This is a genomic window from Paracoccus sp. (in: a-proteobacteria) (assembly GCF_030538755.1).
GTDB lineage: Bacteria > Pseudomonadota > Alphaproteobacteria > Rhodobacterales > Rhodobacteraceae > Paracoccus.
In genome coordinates, this window is sequence record NZ_JAUNTJ010000036.1 from 1 (window position 1) to 14656 (window position 14656).

A 14656-nucleotide genomic window follows, 5' to 3' on the forward strand; every position below is an offset into this window, starting at 1 on the left:
GTCATCACCACACTGGCCGCATTGGTCAGCGCCCTGCCGCTGATCTTGGCCGATGCCACCGGGTTTTACCGCACTCACATGCCGCTCTTGAAGGAGCTGCTGGAGCCGGTGGGCGGGATTGAAACCGTGGCGCTGACGTTGCTGGTCATCGGCTGTCTGGTGTCGGCGGTGCAGCATCTGCGCGCCGGTGCGGCCACGACGGACGATTACCACAGCGGGCGGACCCTGTGATGCTGGGGCCGCTGCGCGCCGCCCTGTCGGTTGTTCTGATCCCGGCGATGATCCTGATCGCCGGGTTCTGGGCTGGGGTCGAATATCAAGCCCGGCGCGGTCTGGCCGCTGAACATGTCGCACTGGTCGAACAGGCCCGCGTGATTGAAGAAATGCTGCATGACGCCGCGCGCCGCGCCGCCGAGCGCCGTGTGGCCATGGAAATCTTGCAACAGGAGTTGGCCGATTATGAAGCTCAACTGGACGGTGTGTGCCGCATTGACGGCGCTGATCTTGAGCGGCTGCGCGGGTTCTGATCCCGCCCGCCCCGTGCGTCATCTGCCCGATCTGCCCGCCGATCTGCGGACCGGTTGCCCCAGCCCCGATGCTGTCCCGCTGGCCGGACGCGATGCCCGCGCCGCCATCGGGGATTTGCGCATCACCCTGCGCGAGTGCGGCCAGCGTCACAGCGATCTGGTCCGCTTTTACGATCATGCCCGCCATGGAGACCAAAAATGAAACGGACTTATTTTGATGAACCGCGCCCGGCCAATGGTGCGGAAATCGCGCAGGCCATGAGCGAGGTGGGCATTCCATCCGCGGAAGCATGGGCCAGTGTTTTTGACGATGGCGAAACCGAAGACGGGGCGTGGTGGGCGGAAATCTGGAACGCCGAAGACCCGGAGGCCCGTTGTGTGACGCTGGGATTTCCGACGCGCGAGGCCCTCTATGCCGCACTGACCGAGGCGCGTGTTTTTCAATATGAGGAATGTTTCTGATGGGTTTGGACAGCGCCACCGTGGGCGGTGAATTGCGGCAATTCATTGAACGCTACGAACAACTTGCCGCCGAAAAATCCGACATCGCCGAACAGCAGAAAGACGTCATGGCCGAGGCCAAAGGGCGCGGATTTGACGTCAAAGTCCTGAAGCGCATCGTCGCCCTGCGCAAACGCGACCACGACGATGTGGCCGAGGAAGAGGCCATCCTTGATCTGTATAAATCCGCGATGGGAATGGCCTGATGACCGATAACAATATGGAACAGGTCCATCGCGATCTGGGCGAAATCAAAGGGCTGCTGACCGGTATGCGCGACCAGATCAATGGGGTGCGCGACCGGCAGGCCGATATGTCCGTCCGCTTTGAAAAACAATCGGCGGACCTGACGGGACGTTTTGAAAAAATGGATGACCGCCTGCGCGCGGTGGAAAAATCCGGCGCGGTGTCGGGCGCGATCACCGGCGGCATCGTCGCGGTCGCAATTGGCATGATCAAAGGTGTGATGGGAAAGTCGATCTGATCTATGGCGCATGATGCACGGGTGCGCGGGCGCGCGCGACAGCTTTATATTCAAGAGCGGCTGGCGCTGCCGGTGATTTCCGTCAAACTGGACGTGCCGATGGGGACGTTGCGCCGCTGGAAAACCGCCGCCAAAGAAACGGGCGATGATTGGGATATCGCCAAATCCGCACTGGCGCTGCAAGGCGAAGGCCGTGACGCGATTGTCGCCGATGTCGTGGACCGCTTTCTGGCGATTTACCATGTGACGATCCAGTCGATTGAGGATTCAACGCTGGAGGTGACCGAGAAGGTCAAACAGATGACCCTGCTGGCCGACAGCTTTTCCAAGATGATGAACGGGGCCGGAAAGGCATCCCCGCAAATGTCGCGGCTGGCGATTGCCATGGATGTGCTGGCGCAGTTCGCAAATTTCATTGCCGAGGAACACCCCGATTTAAGTCAGCAATTTCTGGAAGTGATCGAACCCTTTGGGGAAAAACTGGCGCAGGTGTATCATGCGGCCCCGTGAGTTTCTGGACGGCTTGCAGGCCCTGATCCAAGGGTTTCGACAGAAAATTGAGTTGGAGGTATCGGCCTTTCCGGTCGATGCCAAAGCCCGCGCCACGCGGGTTGCGCGCGTCATGGCGCCCGACGGCTATCGCTATTTCGTGGAAACCTATCTGCCGCATTATCTGGGCAAAGACCCGTCGCTGTTGCATCAGGAACTCTATCGCGATTTGCCACAGATGATCGCCGCCCCCGAAGGACAAAAGCGGCTGGTCATTGCCCCGCGCGGATCGGCCAAATCCACCCATATCAGTCTGGCCTTTCCACTGTGGTGCATCATCACCGGGCGCAAACACTACATCACCCTGATCATGGACGCCTTTGAACAGGCCGCCGTCATGGTCGAGGCGCTGAAAGCCGAATTGGAGGTCAACCCCCGGCTGTCTTATGATTTCCCGAAGGTGGTCGGACAGGGGCGGCTGTGGCGCGAGGGCGTCATTATCACCGCCAACAATGTGAAGGTCGAAGCGTTCGGCACCGGCAAGAAAATCCGTGGGCGGCGTCACGGCCCGTGGCGGCCCGATCTGGCGATTCTGGATGACGTGGAAAACGACGAAAACGTTGAGTCCCCGCGTCAGCGCGACAAGCTGGAAAGCTGGATCGCCAAAGCCGTGCTGAAACTGGGGCCGACCGACGGCACCATGGACGTGCTCTATGCTGGGACCGTCCTGCACTTTGACGCGGTGATCTTGCGCTTTGCCAAAAAGCCCGGCTGGCAGGTGGCGCGGTATCAGGCCATCCTGCACTGGCCCGACCGCATGGATTTGTGGGACAAATGGGAAGAACTTTACCTGAACAACGAAGACGAGGCCGACGCGTTCTGGGTCGCGCATCAGGCCGATCTGGAGCAGGGCGCGGTTCTGAACTGGCCCGCCATGCATTCGCTGCTGTTTCTCATGAAGGAACGCGCGGGCGATCACGACAGTTTTGAAAGTGAATATCAGAACGCGCCCCTGAACGGATCGAACGCGTTCAAAAACATCACCTTCTGGGCGCTGAAAAAACGTGACTGGCTCTATTTTGGCGGCATCGACCCGTCGCTGGGCAAGGCCGGGAAAGGGCGCGACCCGTCCGCGATCCTGATCGGCGGCTATGACCGGCTGGAGGGCGTGTTTGATGTGGTTGAGGCGTCGATCCGCAAACGCCTGCCCAGCGTCATCATCGCCGAGGCGATTGCCATGCAACGCGAATACAACTGCCTGTTATGGTTCGTGGAATCGGTGCAGTTTCAGGAGTTTCTGCGCACCGAAATGATGACGGCCGCCGCCCGCGTCGGGGTCGCCATGCCCTGCATCCCGATCATTCCAATTGCCGATAAGGCCCTGCGGATCGAACGGCTGCAACCGCCGATTTCGGCGGGGCTGATCCGGCTGCATTCATCGCAGCGGACCTTGATTGACCAGCTGCAACAATACCCGTCCGCCGCCCATGATGACGGTCCCGACTGTCTGGAAATGCTGTGGAATAACGCCCTGCATTACGGCGGGGGCGGCGTGACCGGCGGTCAGATCATGACCGAGAAACAAGACATCGGCGCAGGCCATGCGCTGGGCGGATTAGGAGATTACCGGCTATGAGCCGCAAAAAACGTCACATCAAAAACCTGCCCGCCACGACGCATCCGCGCGCCAGCCTGCCCGCCGGGTCCGGCCACCTGATCGCCGGTGTGCAGAACGACATCACCATCCCCTATTACAATGGGGTCATGGTCCCGGTCGATGACACGCTGATCCAGCGTGGCGGTGGCAAGGGTCTGAAAATCTATGACGAAATCGAGCGCGACACCCACGCCTATGCGTTGCTGCAAAAGCGCAAAAAGGCACTGATCGCCCGCGAATGGGATGTGCGCCCGGCATCCGATCAGCCCCGTGATGTCGAAGCCGCCGAAATGGTCCGCGAAATCTTGGACAAGCTGCCCTTTGACAGGATGTGCGAAGACCTGCTGGACGCGACCTTGAAAGGGTTTGCGGTGTCCGAAGTGATCTGGGCGCGGGATGGCGCGCGGATTGTCCCCGCCCGGATTGTCGCCCATGACCAGCGCCGCTTTGTGTTCAACGATCTGTGGGAAGTGCGGTTGTTGACCTGGGCGAATATGCTGACCGGCGAGGATTTGCCCGCGCGGAAATTCATTGTCCACCGGTTTGGGGTCAAAGGCAATAACCCCTATGGTCTGGGGCTGGGAACGCGGCTGTTCTGGCCGGTGCTGTTCAAACGCGAAGGGGTGGCGTTCTGGCTGCATTATCTGGAAAAGTTTGCCGGGCCGACCGTGGTCGGCAAGACCCCTTATGGCGGGCTGACCGAAGAACAATCGCGCCTGCTGAACACCCTGAAACAGGTGCGAACGCATTCGGCGATCACCGTGCCGATTGGCACCGAACTGGAGTTTCTGGAGGCCAGCCGGACGGGATCGGTCACCTATCAGGAGTTTCTGGATTACTGGGACAAACAGATTTCGATCTGCGTGACCGGCGAGACGCTGACCACCGATATTGGCAGCGCGGGATCGCGCGCAGCCTCCGAAACCCACGCCGAAATCATGTCGCTGGCCGTCGATGCCGACGCTGATCTGTTGTCGGACACCTTGCGCGAAACGCTGTGCCAGTGGATCGTGGATTACAACCTGCCGGGTGCTGCGGCCCCGTCGATCTGGCGCATCCGCCCCGCCAATGAACTGGCCGAGGCCACCGCGAAAAAGGCTAAGGCCGAGGCCGCCGAGGCCAGCATTGCCGCGATCAACAGCGTGGTCCGGTCGGCGTCGCGGATTTCAGATGATGGCGCGGCGCGCGCCTTTGTGGTCGATTCGGGCGCGGTCGATCACCTGTCGGATGATGTGATTGATTATCTGGTCGGCCATCGCGACGAATTCGCCGACGAGCCGGAGCCGTCTTTTGTCCCGTCTGGCCCGCCGATGGCGCGGCAGATTGGTTTTGCGGAACCCGGCTCAAAAAAAAACGGATAAGTTGCTGTTTCGCGGCCCCTGACGGGCCTGCGGAACGGATTACGGAACAGTTGCTGGCGGTGACGGCGGGGTATTTTGACCGCCGCCTGCGTGAGATCAAAGCCGACCTGTTGCGGCCTGACCCAGCGGAGGCCGCGCGCGCAGTGCTGGACATGGCCGCACGCTGGACGCCTGACGCGCTGGCCCATCCTTTGGCGCAGGCACTGGATCTGGCTCTGCTGACCGGGCGTGACGAGGTTCTTGACGAAGTGGACGGGCGCGCCAGTTTCGCCGTGGATCCGTTCGGGCAGACGTTTCAGGAACAGATCGACTTTCTGACCCAGAAGCGCCCGCTACCCACAAAGGTCTGGGATGACGCGCTGCATGGCAACCACGACCGTGCCTTTACCATTGCCGGATCGGCCAATCTGGCCATGACCGAGGATGCCATTGCCATGGTGGCCGAGTTCCGGGAGGTGATCCTGAAAACCGGGGCCGAGGCCAATGACATCGACGCCTTTGCCAAAGAATTTGACCGGATCGTCGCGGAATATGGCTGGGATTACAACGGGGGCCGCGACTGGCGCATCCGCACGATCTTTCGCACAAATATGCGCACCAGCCATATGGCCGGTCGTCTAAAGCAAATGCGCGACCCGGATGTGGTCAAGATGCGGCCTTACTGGCAATATCGACATGGAGAGTTACGCCGCCCCAAAAATCCGCGATCTGAACATAAGTCATGGGACGGCATGGTGTTGCGCCATGACGATCCGTGGTGGGAAACATACTTTCCGCCCAATGACTGGCAATGTTCCTGCGGTGTTCGCACCCTGTCCGAGCGCGACATGGAACGGCTGGGCAAAACCGGCCCCGACACCGCCCCGCCGATTGAATATGAACTCCACCAGCCAAAAAGCGGCAAGCCCGCCGTCCGCCTGCCAAAGGGGACCGGATATGGCTGGGATTATCAGCCGGGAAATCAGTGGTCACAAGGCTTGGTGCCGTCAGCCATCCATGACGAGGTGCAGGCCGCCTTTGAAAAAGCGCAGGCCAGCGGCGCGGCTCCGATGCAGCAGCCGGATGGTCCGCATCAGCTCTATCGTGTCGATGTGCCGCGTCCTGCAGATGAATTGCTGGCAGCGGCGCGCCCCTTTACGACACCGTTGCTGCCATCGGCAAAATCACCCGATGCCATGCCCGACGAGGAGTATGTGCGGGAATTTCTGCGCCCCTTCGGGGCCGATATTGGAAAACCCGTTTTGTGGCAGGATGTTACTGGCACAAAAATAGCCATCAGCGACGATCTGTTCCGGGGTGAAGGCGGGCGTTGGAAAGTTACGAAACAGGGGCGGGAATTGTATGCAGCGCAATTGGCTGAGGTCATTATGGACCCGGACGAAATCTGGCTGGGGGTGCGATCCTTGGCATTGGATCGGGTTTTGCCGGGGGTCGAGGATCACATTCTGACACGGCAATACATTCGGGCTGGTTTGCAAAGTCCCGGATCGGAACATCCCGCGTCAGGAATGTTCGCAACATTTGATATGGGGCGTAAGTTCTGGTTGGCCACGACCGGGTTCAAGCCCGGCCCGCGCAAGAAAACGAACTGGGCCTACATGAATAATCAGCGGACAGGAAAATTACTATGGTCTCGGAAATAAATCCGCCGGGCGAGTGTGTCCTGCCCGGCGCGATGGATTTTGGATCGCCCTGCGAAGAAGACACATTCAGCCCCAAAACCACTTGTTAAAATAGGCATGACAGCAAGGAAGTCAAGATGACCGATCATCCCGAAGGCGTCACGATCCGCATTGATGTGGACGAGATCAGCGACGGCCTGCGCGCCATGCTGTCCCGGTTGTCCAATTTGCGCGGGTTTTACAAAAATGTCGGCAAACATATGGTCAATTCGGTTGATCAGAATTTCCGCCAAGAGGTCGCGCCGGATGGCACCCCGTGGCAGGCCCTGTCAGCGGCCCGCATCAAGCAGCGCGCGCGCACATCATCCGAGCTGGGCATTCTGCGCGACACGGGCGATCTGCTCGACTCGCTGAATGCCGATGCCACCGATAATGGGGTCAGCATTGGCGTTCTGTCGAAATACGCCAAAATCCACCAGTTCGGCGGCGAGGTCCGCATTCCCGGCGGCACGGGCACGCTCTATCGTCACTGGAACCCCCGGTCGCAAAAAACCAATGGGCGCTTTGTGAAAAAGGAAAACAAACATATGAAAACCGAGACCTACACCCGCAAGGCGCGCACGATCCGCATTCCCGCGCGCCCCTATCTGGGGTTCAGCCCTGCCGACCGCGAGGAAATCGTTCACATCGCGGAACAATGGCTGGCCAAAAACGACACCCCGTAAAAACGGCCCGCAGACCGACAAAATACGGCGCGGGGTATGCGTCTAGCCAAAATCGCAATACCCCCCCGTTAAACCCCCGTTAAAAACGCGCTACGGGGCCATTGCGGGGCGGGTCGCGGGTGCATCGCCCATGCTCTTGCCCCGACCACCCATCCGGGGCAGCATCATCACGGCGCGGCGGATTGGAACCAAGCAGGAACCTTTCGCCCGCCCTTTGCCCCGAATCACCTGCCATAAGCCATCCAATCGCAATCGGATGGACCTATGCCGCAGACCACCCCCATCACCCAACCCACGGCCCGGATCGAGGTGTTCCGCCCCGGCACATTCACCCCCATGCAGGGGCGGGCCGTTTCGTTCACCGCTGCCGATCTGGCAGCCGTCGCCGACAGTTACGACCCCGCGACCGCCCCCGCGCCGGTTGTCGTCGGCCATCCCCAGACCGACGCCCCGGCCTTTGGCTGGGCGCAGTCCTTTGATTATGACGCATCGGGCGAACGGCTGCACGCCAATTTGGGCGATATTGCCCCCGAATTTGCCGATGCGGTCAAAGCAGGCCGCTACCGCAAAGTGTCGCTGGCGTTCTTTTCGCCCGACGCGCCCGCCAACCCGGTGCCGGGCAGTTGGTATCCCAAACATATCGGGTTTCTGGGCGGGGCTGCCCCTGCCGTCAGCGGCCTGAAAAACGTCGAGTTTTCCGCCGATCAGGGCGGCGTTGTCACCTTTTCCCAGCCCTTGCCTGCGCGCCACGGCTTTGACGTGGCGGCCCTGATCGCCAGCTTTGCCGATTTTCTGGCCGGGCAATCGGGCGATCCGGTCGCCATCGACTGGTCCCCCGCGCCCGAGCGCGCCCCCGCATCCTCTGACCCGCAACCTGAACAGGAACCCACCGTGCCCACCCCCGAACAATCGGCAGCCTTTGCCGAACAAGAGGCCCAATTCGCCGCCCGCGAAGCCGCACTGGCCGCGCGCGAAACCGCTGCCCGTCATGCCGATCACGCGGCTTTTGCCGACAGCCTGATCGCGGATGGCAAGATGATCCCCGCCAGCCGCGCCGCCCTGATTGGCATTCTGGATCAGTTGGGCGCGAGCGGCGAAATCAGCTTTGCCGAAGGCGGTGACACGCTGACGGCGGCGGATGCGCTGCAAAAGCTGCTGCGCGACCAGCCCAAGATCGTGGATTTCAGCGCGCTCCCCGATGACGCGCCTGCAGCCCATGTGAACTTCGCATCCGACGGCAAGCCTGTCGATAACGAGGCCTTGGCGGTGGTCGCCAAAGCCCAGGCCTATCAACGCCAGCATCCCGGCACCGAGTTCATCGATGCCGTTCACGCCGTTTCGTAAGGAGTGATTATGCAGTATTTCCACGACATTTTGACCCTGTCGGTCAAGTCGGCCGGGCTGTTTGATGCCTATGACCTGATCGGCTGGGACGACAAGAAGGTGACCACGGATGGCGCGGCGGTCAAAGGATTTGCCCTGTCACCTTCGACCGAAATCGGCTTGCAGGTCGGCGTCGTCGTGATGGGCGTGGTGCGCGTCAAGGCGTCCGGGGCCATCACCAAAGGCGCGCGGGTCATTTCCGCCGCGACCGGCGGCGTGAAAGCTGCCGGGGCCAGCACCGCCCATTTCGCCACCGCCCTGACGGACGCCGCCGACGGCGAGTTCGTCGATATCCTGATCCGCTGAAAGGTCTGACCATGCCCACAATGAACCAGCGTACCGCCGCTGTGATTGACCCGATCCTGTCCACCCATGCTCGCGGATACCGCAATGCCGAGCTGATTTCGCATCTGCTGTTCCCGCGCGTGACCATCCCCAACCGCTCAATGCGCGTGCTGAAATTCGGCAAGGAAAGTTTCCGGCTGATGAACACCCGCCGGTCGCCCGGCGCGGCCAAGGCGCGCATCCAGTATGGCTTTGACAGCGATTCGATTTCGCTGGTCCAGGACGCGCTGGAGGGCTTTGTGCCGGTCGAACACCAAGAAGAGGCGTCCAAGGTGCCGGGGGTCGATCTGGGCCGCAGTGCCATCAATATGGTGCTGGATATTGTCGATCTGGGCATGGAAAAAGAGGCCGCCGATCTGGCCCGCAATGCCGCGCTCTATGCCGACAGCAACAAAGTGACCCTGACCGGATCGGCCCGCTGGTCCGATGCCGCCAGTGATCCGCTGGCCGATATTGACGAGGCCAAGGACTCGATCCGCCGCATGATCGGTCGCTATCCCAATATGCTGACGCTGGGGCCGTCCGTGATCAAGGCCCTGAAGCGTCACCCGAAAATCAAGGAACAGTTCAAATACACCACGGCGGCGTCGATCACGACCGAGATGCTGGCCGGGTATTTTGATCTGGAGAAAATCGTGGTTGGCAAAGCGGTGTTCCTGCCGGAAACGGCCCCCGACACCCAGCCCGCCAGTGACATCTGGGGCGATGATGCGATCTTGTCCTTCACGCCCAGCAATGCCGAGCGGTATGACATTCCGTCCTTCGCCTACACCTATGAGCTGTCGGGCTATCCGCAGGTGATGCGGCCCTATTTCGAAGAACGCACGGATTCGTGGGTTTACCCCACGAAAACCGAACGACGCCCCTATCTGGTCGGCGCGGAAAGCGGGTTCTTGTTCAAGGATGCGGGGAAAAAATAATGCCGGATTTGGTAAATGTCACGCTGTCGGCCCCGGTCAAAACCGGCACCGGCTGGCATCAGGCGGGCGATCAGATCACCGTCACCGTCACCGAGGCCGAGGAGCTGGAGGGCGTGGACGTCGTCGCGGATGTGATGATGGCGCGCAATGTGCTGGACGAGCTGGGCGCGCGGATCGCCGAGCTTGAGGCCGAAAACACCGCCCTGAAAGCCGAAATCGCCGCCCTGACCGCTGCCGCTCCTGCGGGCAAGCAGTCCAAGACGGCCCCGGCGTCCGACTGATCCCACCCAGTCGGCACTCCCGGTGGCGGCACCCTCTGTCGCCACCGGCACAATCCTCTGCACCCAAGGATGCCCTAATGAAAGTTCTGATCCTCCGCGAAAGTTTACGCGCCTCCATCATCAGCGATGTGGTCACCTATCTCATGATCGTGCTGGTCATCGGCACGGGCGTGGTTTTGCAATCGGATGCCATGCAGTGGCTGGGCTTTCTGATGCTGGTCACCGCATTCTTGGGTCGTTCGATGGGTAACTGTGCGCACTGCACCGGCTTTGATGAAGCCGAGTTTACCCTCCGTCGTTGGCGCACCGAACAGGCGTCCGGGCAATGACCTATGCCAATATTGATGATCTGATCGACCGCGCCGGTCTGCAAGAAATGCTGGATGTGGCCGACCGCGACCGCGACGGCGTGGTGGACCCGACCGAAGTTGAAGCGGCCCTGATCCACGCCGATTCGATCATCGACGGCTATATCATGGCCCGCTATCCGACGCGGTTTATCAATCCGCCGCCCTTGCTGCGGACATGGGCCACAGCCATCGCCCGGTATAAACTGCACCGCTATGACCCGCCCGAATATGTCGAAACCGACTATAAGGATGCGATTGCCGCGCTGAAAGACGTGGCGCGTGGGCTGATCAGCCTGCCGCTGCCTGATGGGGCAGTCGCGCCCGATCCGTCCGGTCAACACCAAAGCTGGTCGCCCGATCAGGTGTTCACCCCGCAAAATTTGCAGGGCTGGCGATGATTTCGGACATCATCACGCGACTGGAACGGCCCGGCGTTTTTGCGCAGGTCGATCTGGCCGAGGATATGGACGCGCTGATGCGCGGCACCGCGCGCCCCAGCGGCACGGTGTTCGTGATGCCCTATCGCGAATCTGCTGACCCCAACGGTCTGGCCACCGGGTTTCGGCAGCGCGTCAGCGTCCAGATCGTCACGGCCATCATCATGCGCATCAATGACGATCCGCGCGGCGCATCCCGCGCCCGCGCCTTGGAAACCTACCGCCACGCGGTCGAGTGCGCGCTGATCGGCCAGACCCCCGCCGGGGCCGCCACACCGCTGGAATTGATCGGCGGCGAGGGCAGCGCCCTGACCGACAACGTCTCACTCTATGTCCAAACGTGGGAAACCACCCGCTACATTGTGAAAGGCCCCTGATGACCCGCAAGACCCCCGACACCGCCGCGCCCTCTGACGCAGTCGACACCCCCGTCGATGCGCCGATCCCGGCCAATCCCAGCACGGGCGGCAGCTATATCCGCCACGCCGATGGTCGCCTGACGCGGGTGGGTGACGCCACCGCAGCGCAACCTGAACAGGACCAATAACATGCCGATTTTTTGGAAAGAAAAGGTATTTTTGCTGGCACCGGAAACGACCTATGGCACCGCGCCGACGCTGTCAGCCGGGGATGCGGTGCTGGCCAGTAACATCACCCTGTCGCCCATGGAAGGCGAGGATGTCAGCCGTGAACTGGAGCTGCCGCAGATGGGCGCGCAGGGGACAATTCCGGTCAATCTGCACGCGAAACTGACCTTCAGTGTGGAGCTGGTCGGGACCGGGACGGCGGGGCAAATCCCGCCCATCGGCAAGCTGTTGCGCGCCTGTGCCATGGCCGAGGTCAAGGAGACGACGAAAGTCACCTATACCCCCGTATCGCGCGGGCATGAAAGTGTGACCGTGCATCTGTGGATCGGTGATACCCGCTATGCCCTGACCGGGTCGATGGGGACGGCGACGATCCGCGTGGCGGGCAGCGCGATCCCGAAGGTTGAATTCGAGATGACTGGGCTGTTCACCATGCCCAGCAAAGTGACCCCGCCGACGCCCACCCTGACCGCGCAGATCGACGCGCCCGTTCTGGTGGCCACGACCCAGAACACGCCGACCTTTACCATCAACAACCGCCCCTTTGTCATGCGCAGCTTTGCTTTGGCCTTGGGAAATCAAGTGGAAACGCGGTTCCTGATCGGGTCGGACCGGGTGCTGATCACCGGCAAATCGGAAACGATTGAAACCACAGTCGAGGCCGAGGAACTGAACGTGTTTAACCCGTTCCAGATCGGGCAGGCCCGCACCCGTGTGCCGGTGAAACTGGTCCACGGCACGGCGAACGGCAACCGGGTGACGATTGAGGCTCCCAAGGCCCAGATGCAGCGCCTGACCGGGCTTGAGGAAAACCAAGGCATCAAGGAATGGCCACTGCGGCTGATCCCGATGCTGACTGCTGGCAATGACCAGTTTTCGATCATGTTTAACTAAGGATACCCCAACATGCTGAAAATCAATCAAAATCCGACCTTTTCGCACAAAGTGAAGGTCCGCGTCCCGGTCGATGGCGGCTTTGCCGATCAGGAATTCACCGCCACATTCCGCGTGCTGCCGTGGTCCGAGGTCGAAAAACTGGACACCGACCCGGTGCAGCTTCTGCGCGCGATTTGGATCGGCTGGGATGGGATCGTTGATGATGACGGCCAGCCCATCCCGTTTTCCGACGCACTGCGCGATCAGCTGATCGACACCCTCTATATCCGGGCGGCGACAGTAACGGTCTATGTCAATGCGATGACGGGGGTCGCGCGGGGAAACTGATCTGGGCGGGGGCGGCATGGGTGCGGGGTGATCTGTTTACCGACGCCGCCCCCAGCGAGGCTGACACCGACGCTGCGCGCTGGGGCCTGCCTGCGGTCCCGCGCCGCGCCGCCCCGCCCCCCGATGATGGCATCTGGCCCGCCCATATCGACGCGCTGGCCGCGTTTCTGGCCGTCGCCAATCAATGGCGCTGCCATGTCTATCCCGACGGCAGCACGCATTGGCTGGGTCTGGATTACACCGCCGCTGCCTCCGGCCTGACACTGGCCGGGATCACCCCCACCCCCGACCTCTGGGACCAAATCCGCTCCATCGAGGACGGAGCAGCACAGGAACTGAACAAGCGTGGCCAATGACCTGAAATTTTCGCTGGTACTGACTGCCGACGCCTCGGCGGCGAAACGCGAGACGTCCGAGGTCACCAAGGCACTGGACGGGCTGAAAGATCAGGCCGCCCAGACCAGCGGCGCGCAAACGGGGCTTGGCACAGCCAGCCGCGAGGCGGCGGCGGGCATCACGGCGGCGGCTGGGGCGAATACGGGGGTGGCACAGGCCGCGAAAGAAGCGGCGAGCCGTCTCGATACCCAGAAAAACGCCACCGCCGGAGCCTCGGCGGCGCTGTCGACGATGGCCCAAGCCGGGGGCGATGCGAGCGCACGGGTCGGGATGCTGGTCCCGGTCAGTCAGGGGCTGGGAAAGGCGGCAAAGACCGCCTCGGACGGTCTGGACCAGCAGGCCAAATCCACCAATATTGCCAAAGATGCGCTGGACCGGATGCATAAATCGGCGCAGACCGGCATTGCCGGGCTGGGCCGATTGGCGCGGATGGCGGGGATCACCGGGGCGGCGCTGGCCGCCTCGTTTTCCGCGCGGGCACTGGCGGCGACAGCGGATGGCTGGTCGGATATGTCCAGCAGGATCGGCGCGGCGGTCAAAGATATGGACGCAGCGCAGGGGCTGATGACAGACATGCTGCGGCTGGCCAATGCGTCTTATTCGGCCATCGGTCAGACCGTCGATACCTTTGCCAGTAATATCGGTCCGATGCGCGATCTGGGCTACAGCACCAAAGAGGTGCTGGATTACACCGAGTCGCTGAACCACATGCTGGTCATCACCGCCACCAAGGGCGAACAGGCGGCGTCGGTGCAAAATGCGCTGTCCAAAGCCATGGCCACCGGCAAAATGGACGCGCAGGGGCTGGAAACCGTGCTGGCCAATGGCGGGCGCGTGGCGGAGGCACTGGCCAAAGAGCTTGGCACCACCACCAGCGGCCTGCGCAAAATGGCGTCTGAAGGCAAGCTGACCGGGCAGGTGATTGCACGGGCGCTGCTGAAATCGCTGGAAGATGTGCGTGAAGAAGCCGCGCAGATGCCCAGCACCATCGGCGACGGGCTGTTGCGGATCGGCAATGGCGTCACCGCCCTGATCGGGTCGATTGATCAGGCGCTGGGCGCGTCGGCGGCGGTGGCCGATTGGCTGAACGGCATTGCCGAAGGTATCGGCAAAATCGCGGCCAAGGATTTTTCCGGGCTGATGGACAGCATGAAAAACGCCGCCATCGGTCTGGGTCAGGCGCTGATGGTGCTGGCGGCCACGCGCATTCCGGCGCTGATCGCCGGGATTGCCGCAATCAATATCCAGACCGCGCTGATGACCGGGCGGTTTATCGCAGGCGCTGCCGCATCGCGCGGCATGGCGGCGGCGATTGCGGCCAAGACGCTGGCGGTGCGGGGGCTGGCCAGTGCGCTGGCGCTGGCCGG

General features: G+C 61.8%; 23 protein-coding genes. All 23 read left to right on the top strand.

Annotated elements, in window-relative coordinates; genetic code table 11:
* Positions 1-231: hypothetical protein (locus Q4G14_RS14465; protein WP_303362471.1), on the top strand; the 231-nt coding region annotated here is incomplete at its 5' end.
* Complete coding sequence (locus tag Q4G14_RS14470; protein ID WP_303362472.1) at positions 231-527, top strand: hypothetical protein; 297 nt, start codon at positions 231-233, stop codon at positions 525-527. The genes Q4G14_RS14465 and Q4G14_RS14470, both read left to right, overlap by 1 nt.
* Before the next feature lie 13 nt (positions 528-540).
* On the top strand, positions 541-729 hold the full coding sequence (locus tag Q4G14_RS14475; protein ID WP_303362473.1) for a hypothetical protein: 189 nt from the start codon (positions 541-543) through the stop codon (positions 727-729).
* Positions 726-989 carry a hypothetical protein gene (locus Q4G14_RS14480; RefSeq protein WP_303362474.1) on the top strand — a complete coding sequence of 88 codons (264 nt, stop codon included), beginning with the start codon at positions 726-728 and terminating at the stop codon, positions 987-989. The genes Q4G14_RS14475 and Q4G14_RS14480 overlap by 4 nt, the downstream gene beginning before the upstream one ends.
* Positions 989-1234: a DUF2312 domain-containing protein gene (locus Q4G14_RS14485; protein ID WP_303362475.1), complete on the top strand. Its 246-nt coding sequence runs from the start codon at positions 989-991 to the stop codon at positions 1232-1234. Before Q4G14_RS14480 ends, Q4G14_RS14485 begins: the two co-directional genes overlap by 1 nt.
* 65 nt (positions 1235-1299) lie before the next feature.
* On the top strand, positions 1300-1512 hold the full coding sequence (locus Q4G14_RS14490) for a hypothetical protein (protein WP_303362476.1): 213 nt from the start codon (positions 1300-1302) through the stop codon (positions 1510-1512).
* Between the two features lie 3 nt (positions 1513-1515).
* Positions 1516-2022, top strand: a complete 507-nt coding sequence (locus tag Q4G14_RS14495; RefSeq protein WP_303362477.1) for a DUF1804 family protein — start codon at positions 1516-1518, stop codon at positions 2020-2022.
* Positions 2009-3637 carry a phage terminase large subunit gene (gene terL / locus Q4G14_RS14500; RefSeq protein WP_303362478.1) on the top strand — a complete coding sequence of 543 codons (1629 nt, stop codon included), beginning with the start codon at positions 2009-2011 and terminating at the stop codon, positions 3635-3637. The genes Q4G14_RS14495 and terL overlap by 14 nt, the downstream gene beginning before the upstream one ends.
* The gene (locus tag Q4G14_RS14505; protein WP_303362479.1) at positions 3634-5019 is read left to right on the top strand and encodes a DUF935 domain-containing protein; all 1386 of its coding nucleotides are present in this window, start codon (positions 3634-3636) and stop codon (positions 5017-5019) included. The genes terL and Q4G14_RS14505 overlap by 4 nt, the downstream gene beginning before the upstream one ends.
* Before the next feature lie 152 nt (positions 5020-5171).
* Positions 5172-6662 carry a PBECR2 nuclease fold domain-containing protein gene (locus Q4G14_RS14510; RefSeq protein ID WP_303362480.1) on the top strand — a complete coding sequence of 497 codons (1491 nt, stop codon included), beginning with the start codon at positions 5172-5174 and terminating at the stop codon, positions 6660-6662.
* A gap of 116 nt (positions 6663-6778) precedes the next feature.
* Entirely contained in the window at positions 6779-7366 is a 588-nt protein-coding gene (locus tag Q4G14_RS14515) for a phage virion morphogenesis protein (RefSeq protein WP_303362481.1), read from the top strand.
* 264 nt (positions 7367-7630) lie between these two features.
* Complete coding sequence (locus tag Q4G14_RS14520) at positions 7631-8710, top strand: hypothetical protein (RefSeq protein ID WP_303362482.1); 1080 nt, start codon at positions 7631-7633, stop codon at positions 8708-8710.
* A 9-nt stretch (positions 8711-8719) separates the two neighbouring features.
* Positions 8720-9055 (top strand): capsid cement protein, encoded by a 336-nt coding sequence (locus tag Q4G14_RS14525; protein ID WP_303362483.1) that lies wholly within the window; start codon positions 8720-8722, stop codon positions 9053-9055.
* Positions 9056-9075: 20 nt separating this feature from the next.
* Positions 9076-10014: a major capsid protein gene (locus Q4G14_RS14530; protein WP_303362484.1), complete on the top strand. Its 939-nt coding sequence runs from the start codon at positions 9076-9078 to the stop codon at positions 10012-10014.
* The gene (locus Q4G14_RS14535; protein WP_303362485.1) at positions 10014-10295 is read left to right on the top strand and encodes a hypothetical protein; all 282 of its coding nucleotides are present in this window, start codon (positions 10014-10016) and stop codon (positions 10293-10295) included. The genes Q4G14_RS14530 and Q4G14_RS14535 overlap by 1 nt, the downstream gene beginning before the upstream one ends.
* A gap of 77 nt (positions 10296-10372) precedes the next feature.
* Entirely contained in the window at positions 10373-10624 is a 252-nt protein-coding gene (locus Q4G14_RS14540; protein ID WP_303362486.1) for a hypothetical protein, read from the top strand.
* Positions 10621-11043, top strand: a complete 423-nt coding sequence (locus Q4G14_RS14545; RefSeq protein WP_303362487.1) for a gp436 family protein — start codon at positions 10621-10623, stop codon at positions 11041-11043. Before Q4G14_RS14540 ends, Q4G14_RS14545 begins: the two co-directional genes overlap by 4 nt.
* Positions 11040-11459, top strand: a complete 420-nt coding sequence (locus tag Q4G14_RS14550; protein WP_303362488.1) for a hypothetical protein — start codon at positions 11040-11042, stop codon at positions 11457-11459. Before Q4G14_RS14545 ends, Q4G14_RS14550 begins: the two co-directional genes overlap by 4 nt.
* The gene (locus tag Q4G14_RS14555; RefSeq protein ID WP_303362489.1) at positions 11459-11629 is read left to right on the top strand and encodes a hypothetical protein; all 171 of its coding nucleotides are present in this window, start codon (positions 11459-11461) and stop codon (positions 11627-11629) included. The genes Q4G14_RS14550 and Q4G14_RS14555 overlap by 1 nt, the downstream gene beginning before the upstream one ends.
* Before the next feature lies 1 nt (position 11630).
* Positions 11631-12563 (top strand): phage tail tube protein, encoded by a 933-nt coding sequence (locus tag Q4G14_RS14560; RefSeq protein ID WP_303362490.1) that lies wholly within the window; start codon positions 11631-11633, stop codon positions 12561-12563.
* Positions 12564-12614: 51 nt separating this feature from the next.
* Positions 12615-12893 carry a hypothetical protein gene (locus tag Q4G14_RS14565; RefSeq protein ID WP_303362491.1) on the top strand — a complete coding sequence of 93 codons (279 nt, stop codon included), beginning with the start codon at positions 12615-12617 and terminating at the stop codon, positions 12891-12893.
* A gap of 20 nt (positions 12894-12913) precedes the next feature.
* Entirely contained in the window at positions 12914-13249 is a 336-nt protein-coding gene (locus Q4G14_RS14570; protein WP_303362492.1) for a DUF1799 domain-containing protein, read from the top strand.
* On the top strand, positions 13239-14656 hold a 1418-nt coding region (locus tag Q4G14_RS14575; protein WP_303362493.1), incomplete at its 3' end, for a tape measure protein. The genes Q4G14_RS14570 and Q4G14_RS14575, both read left to right, overlap by 11 nt.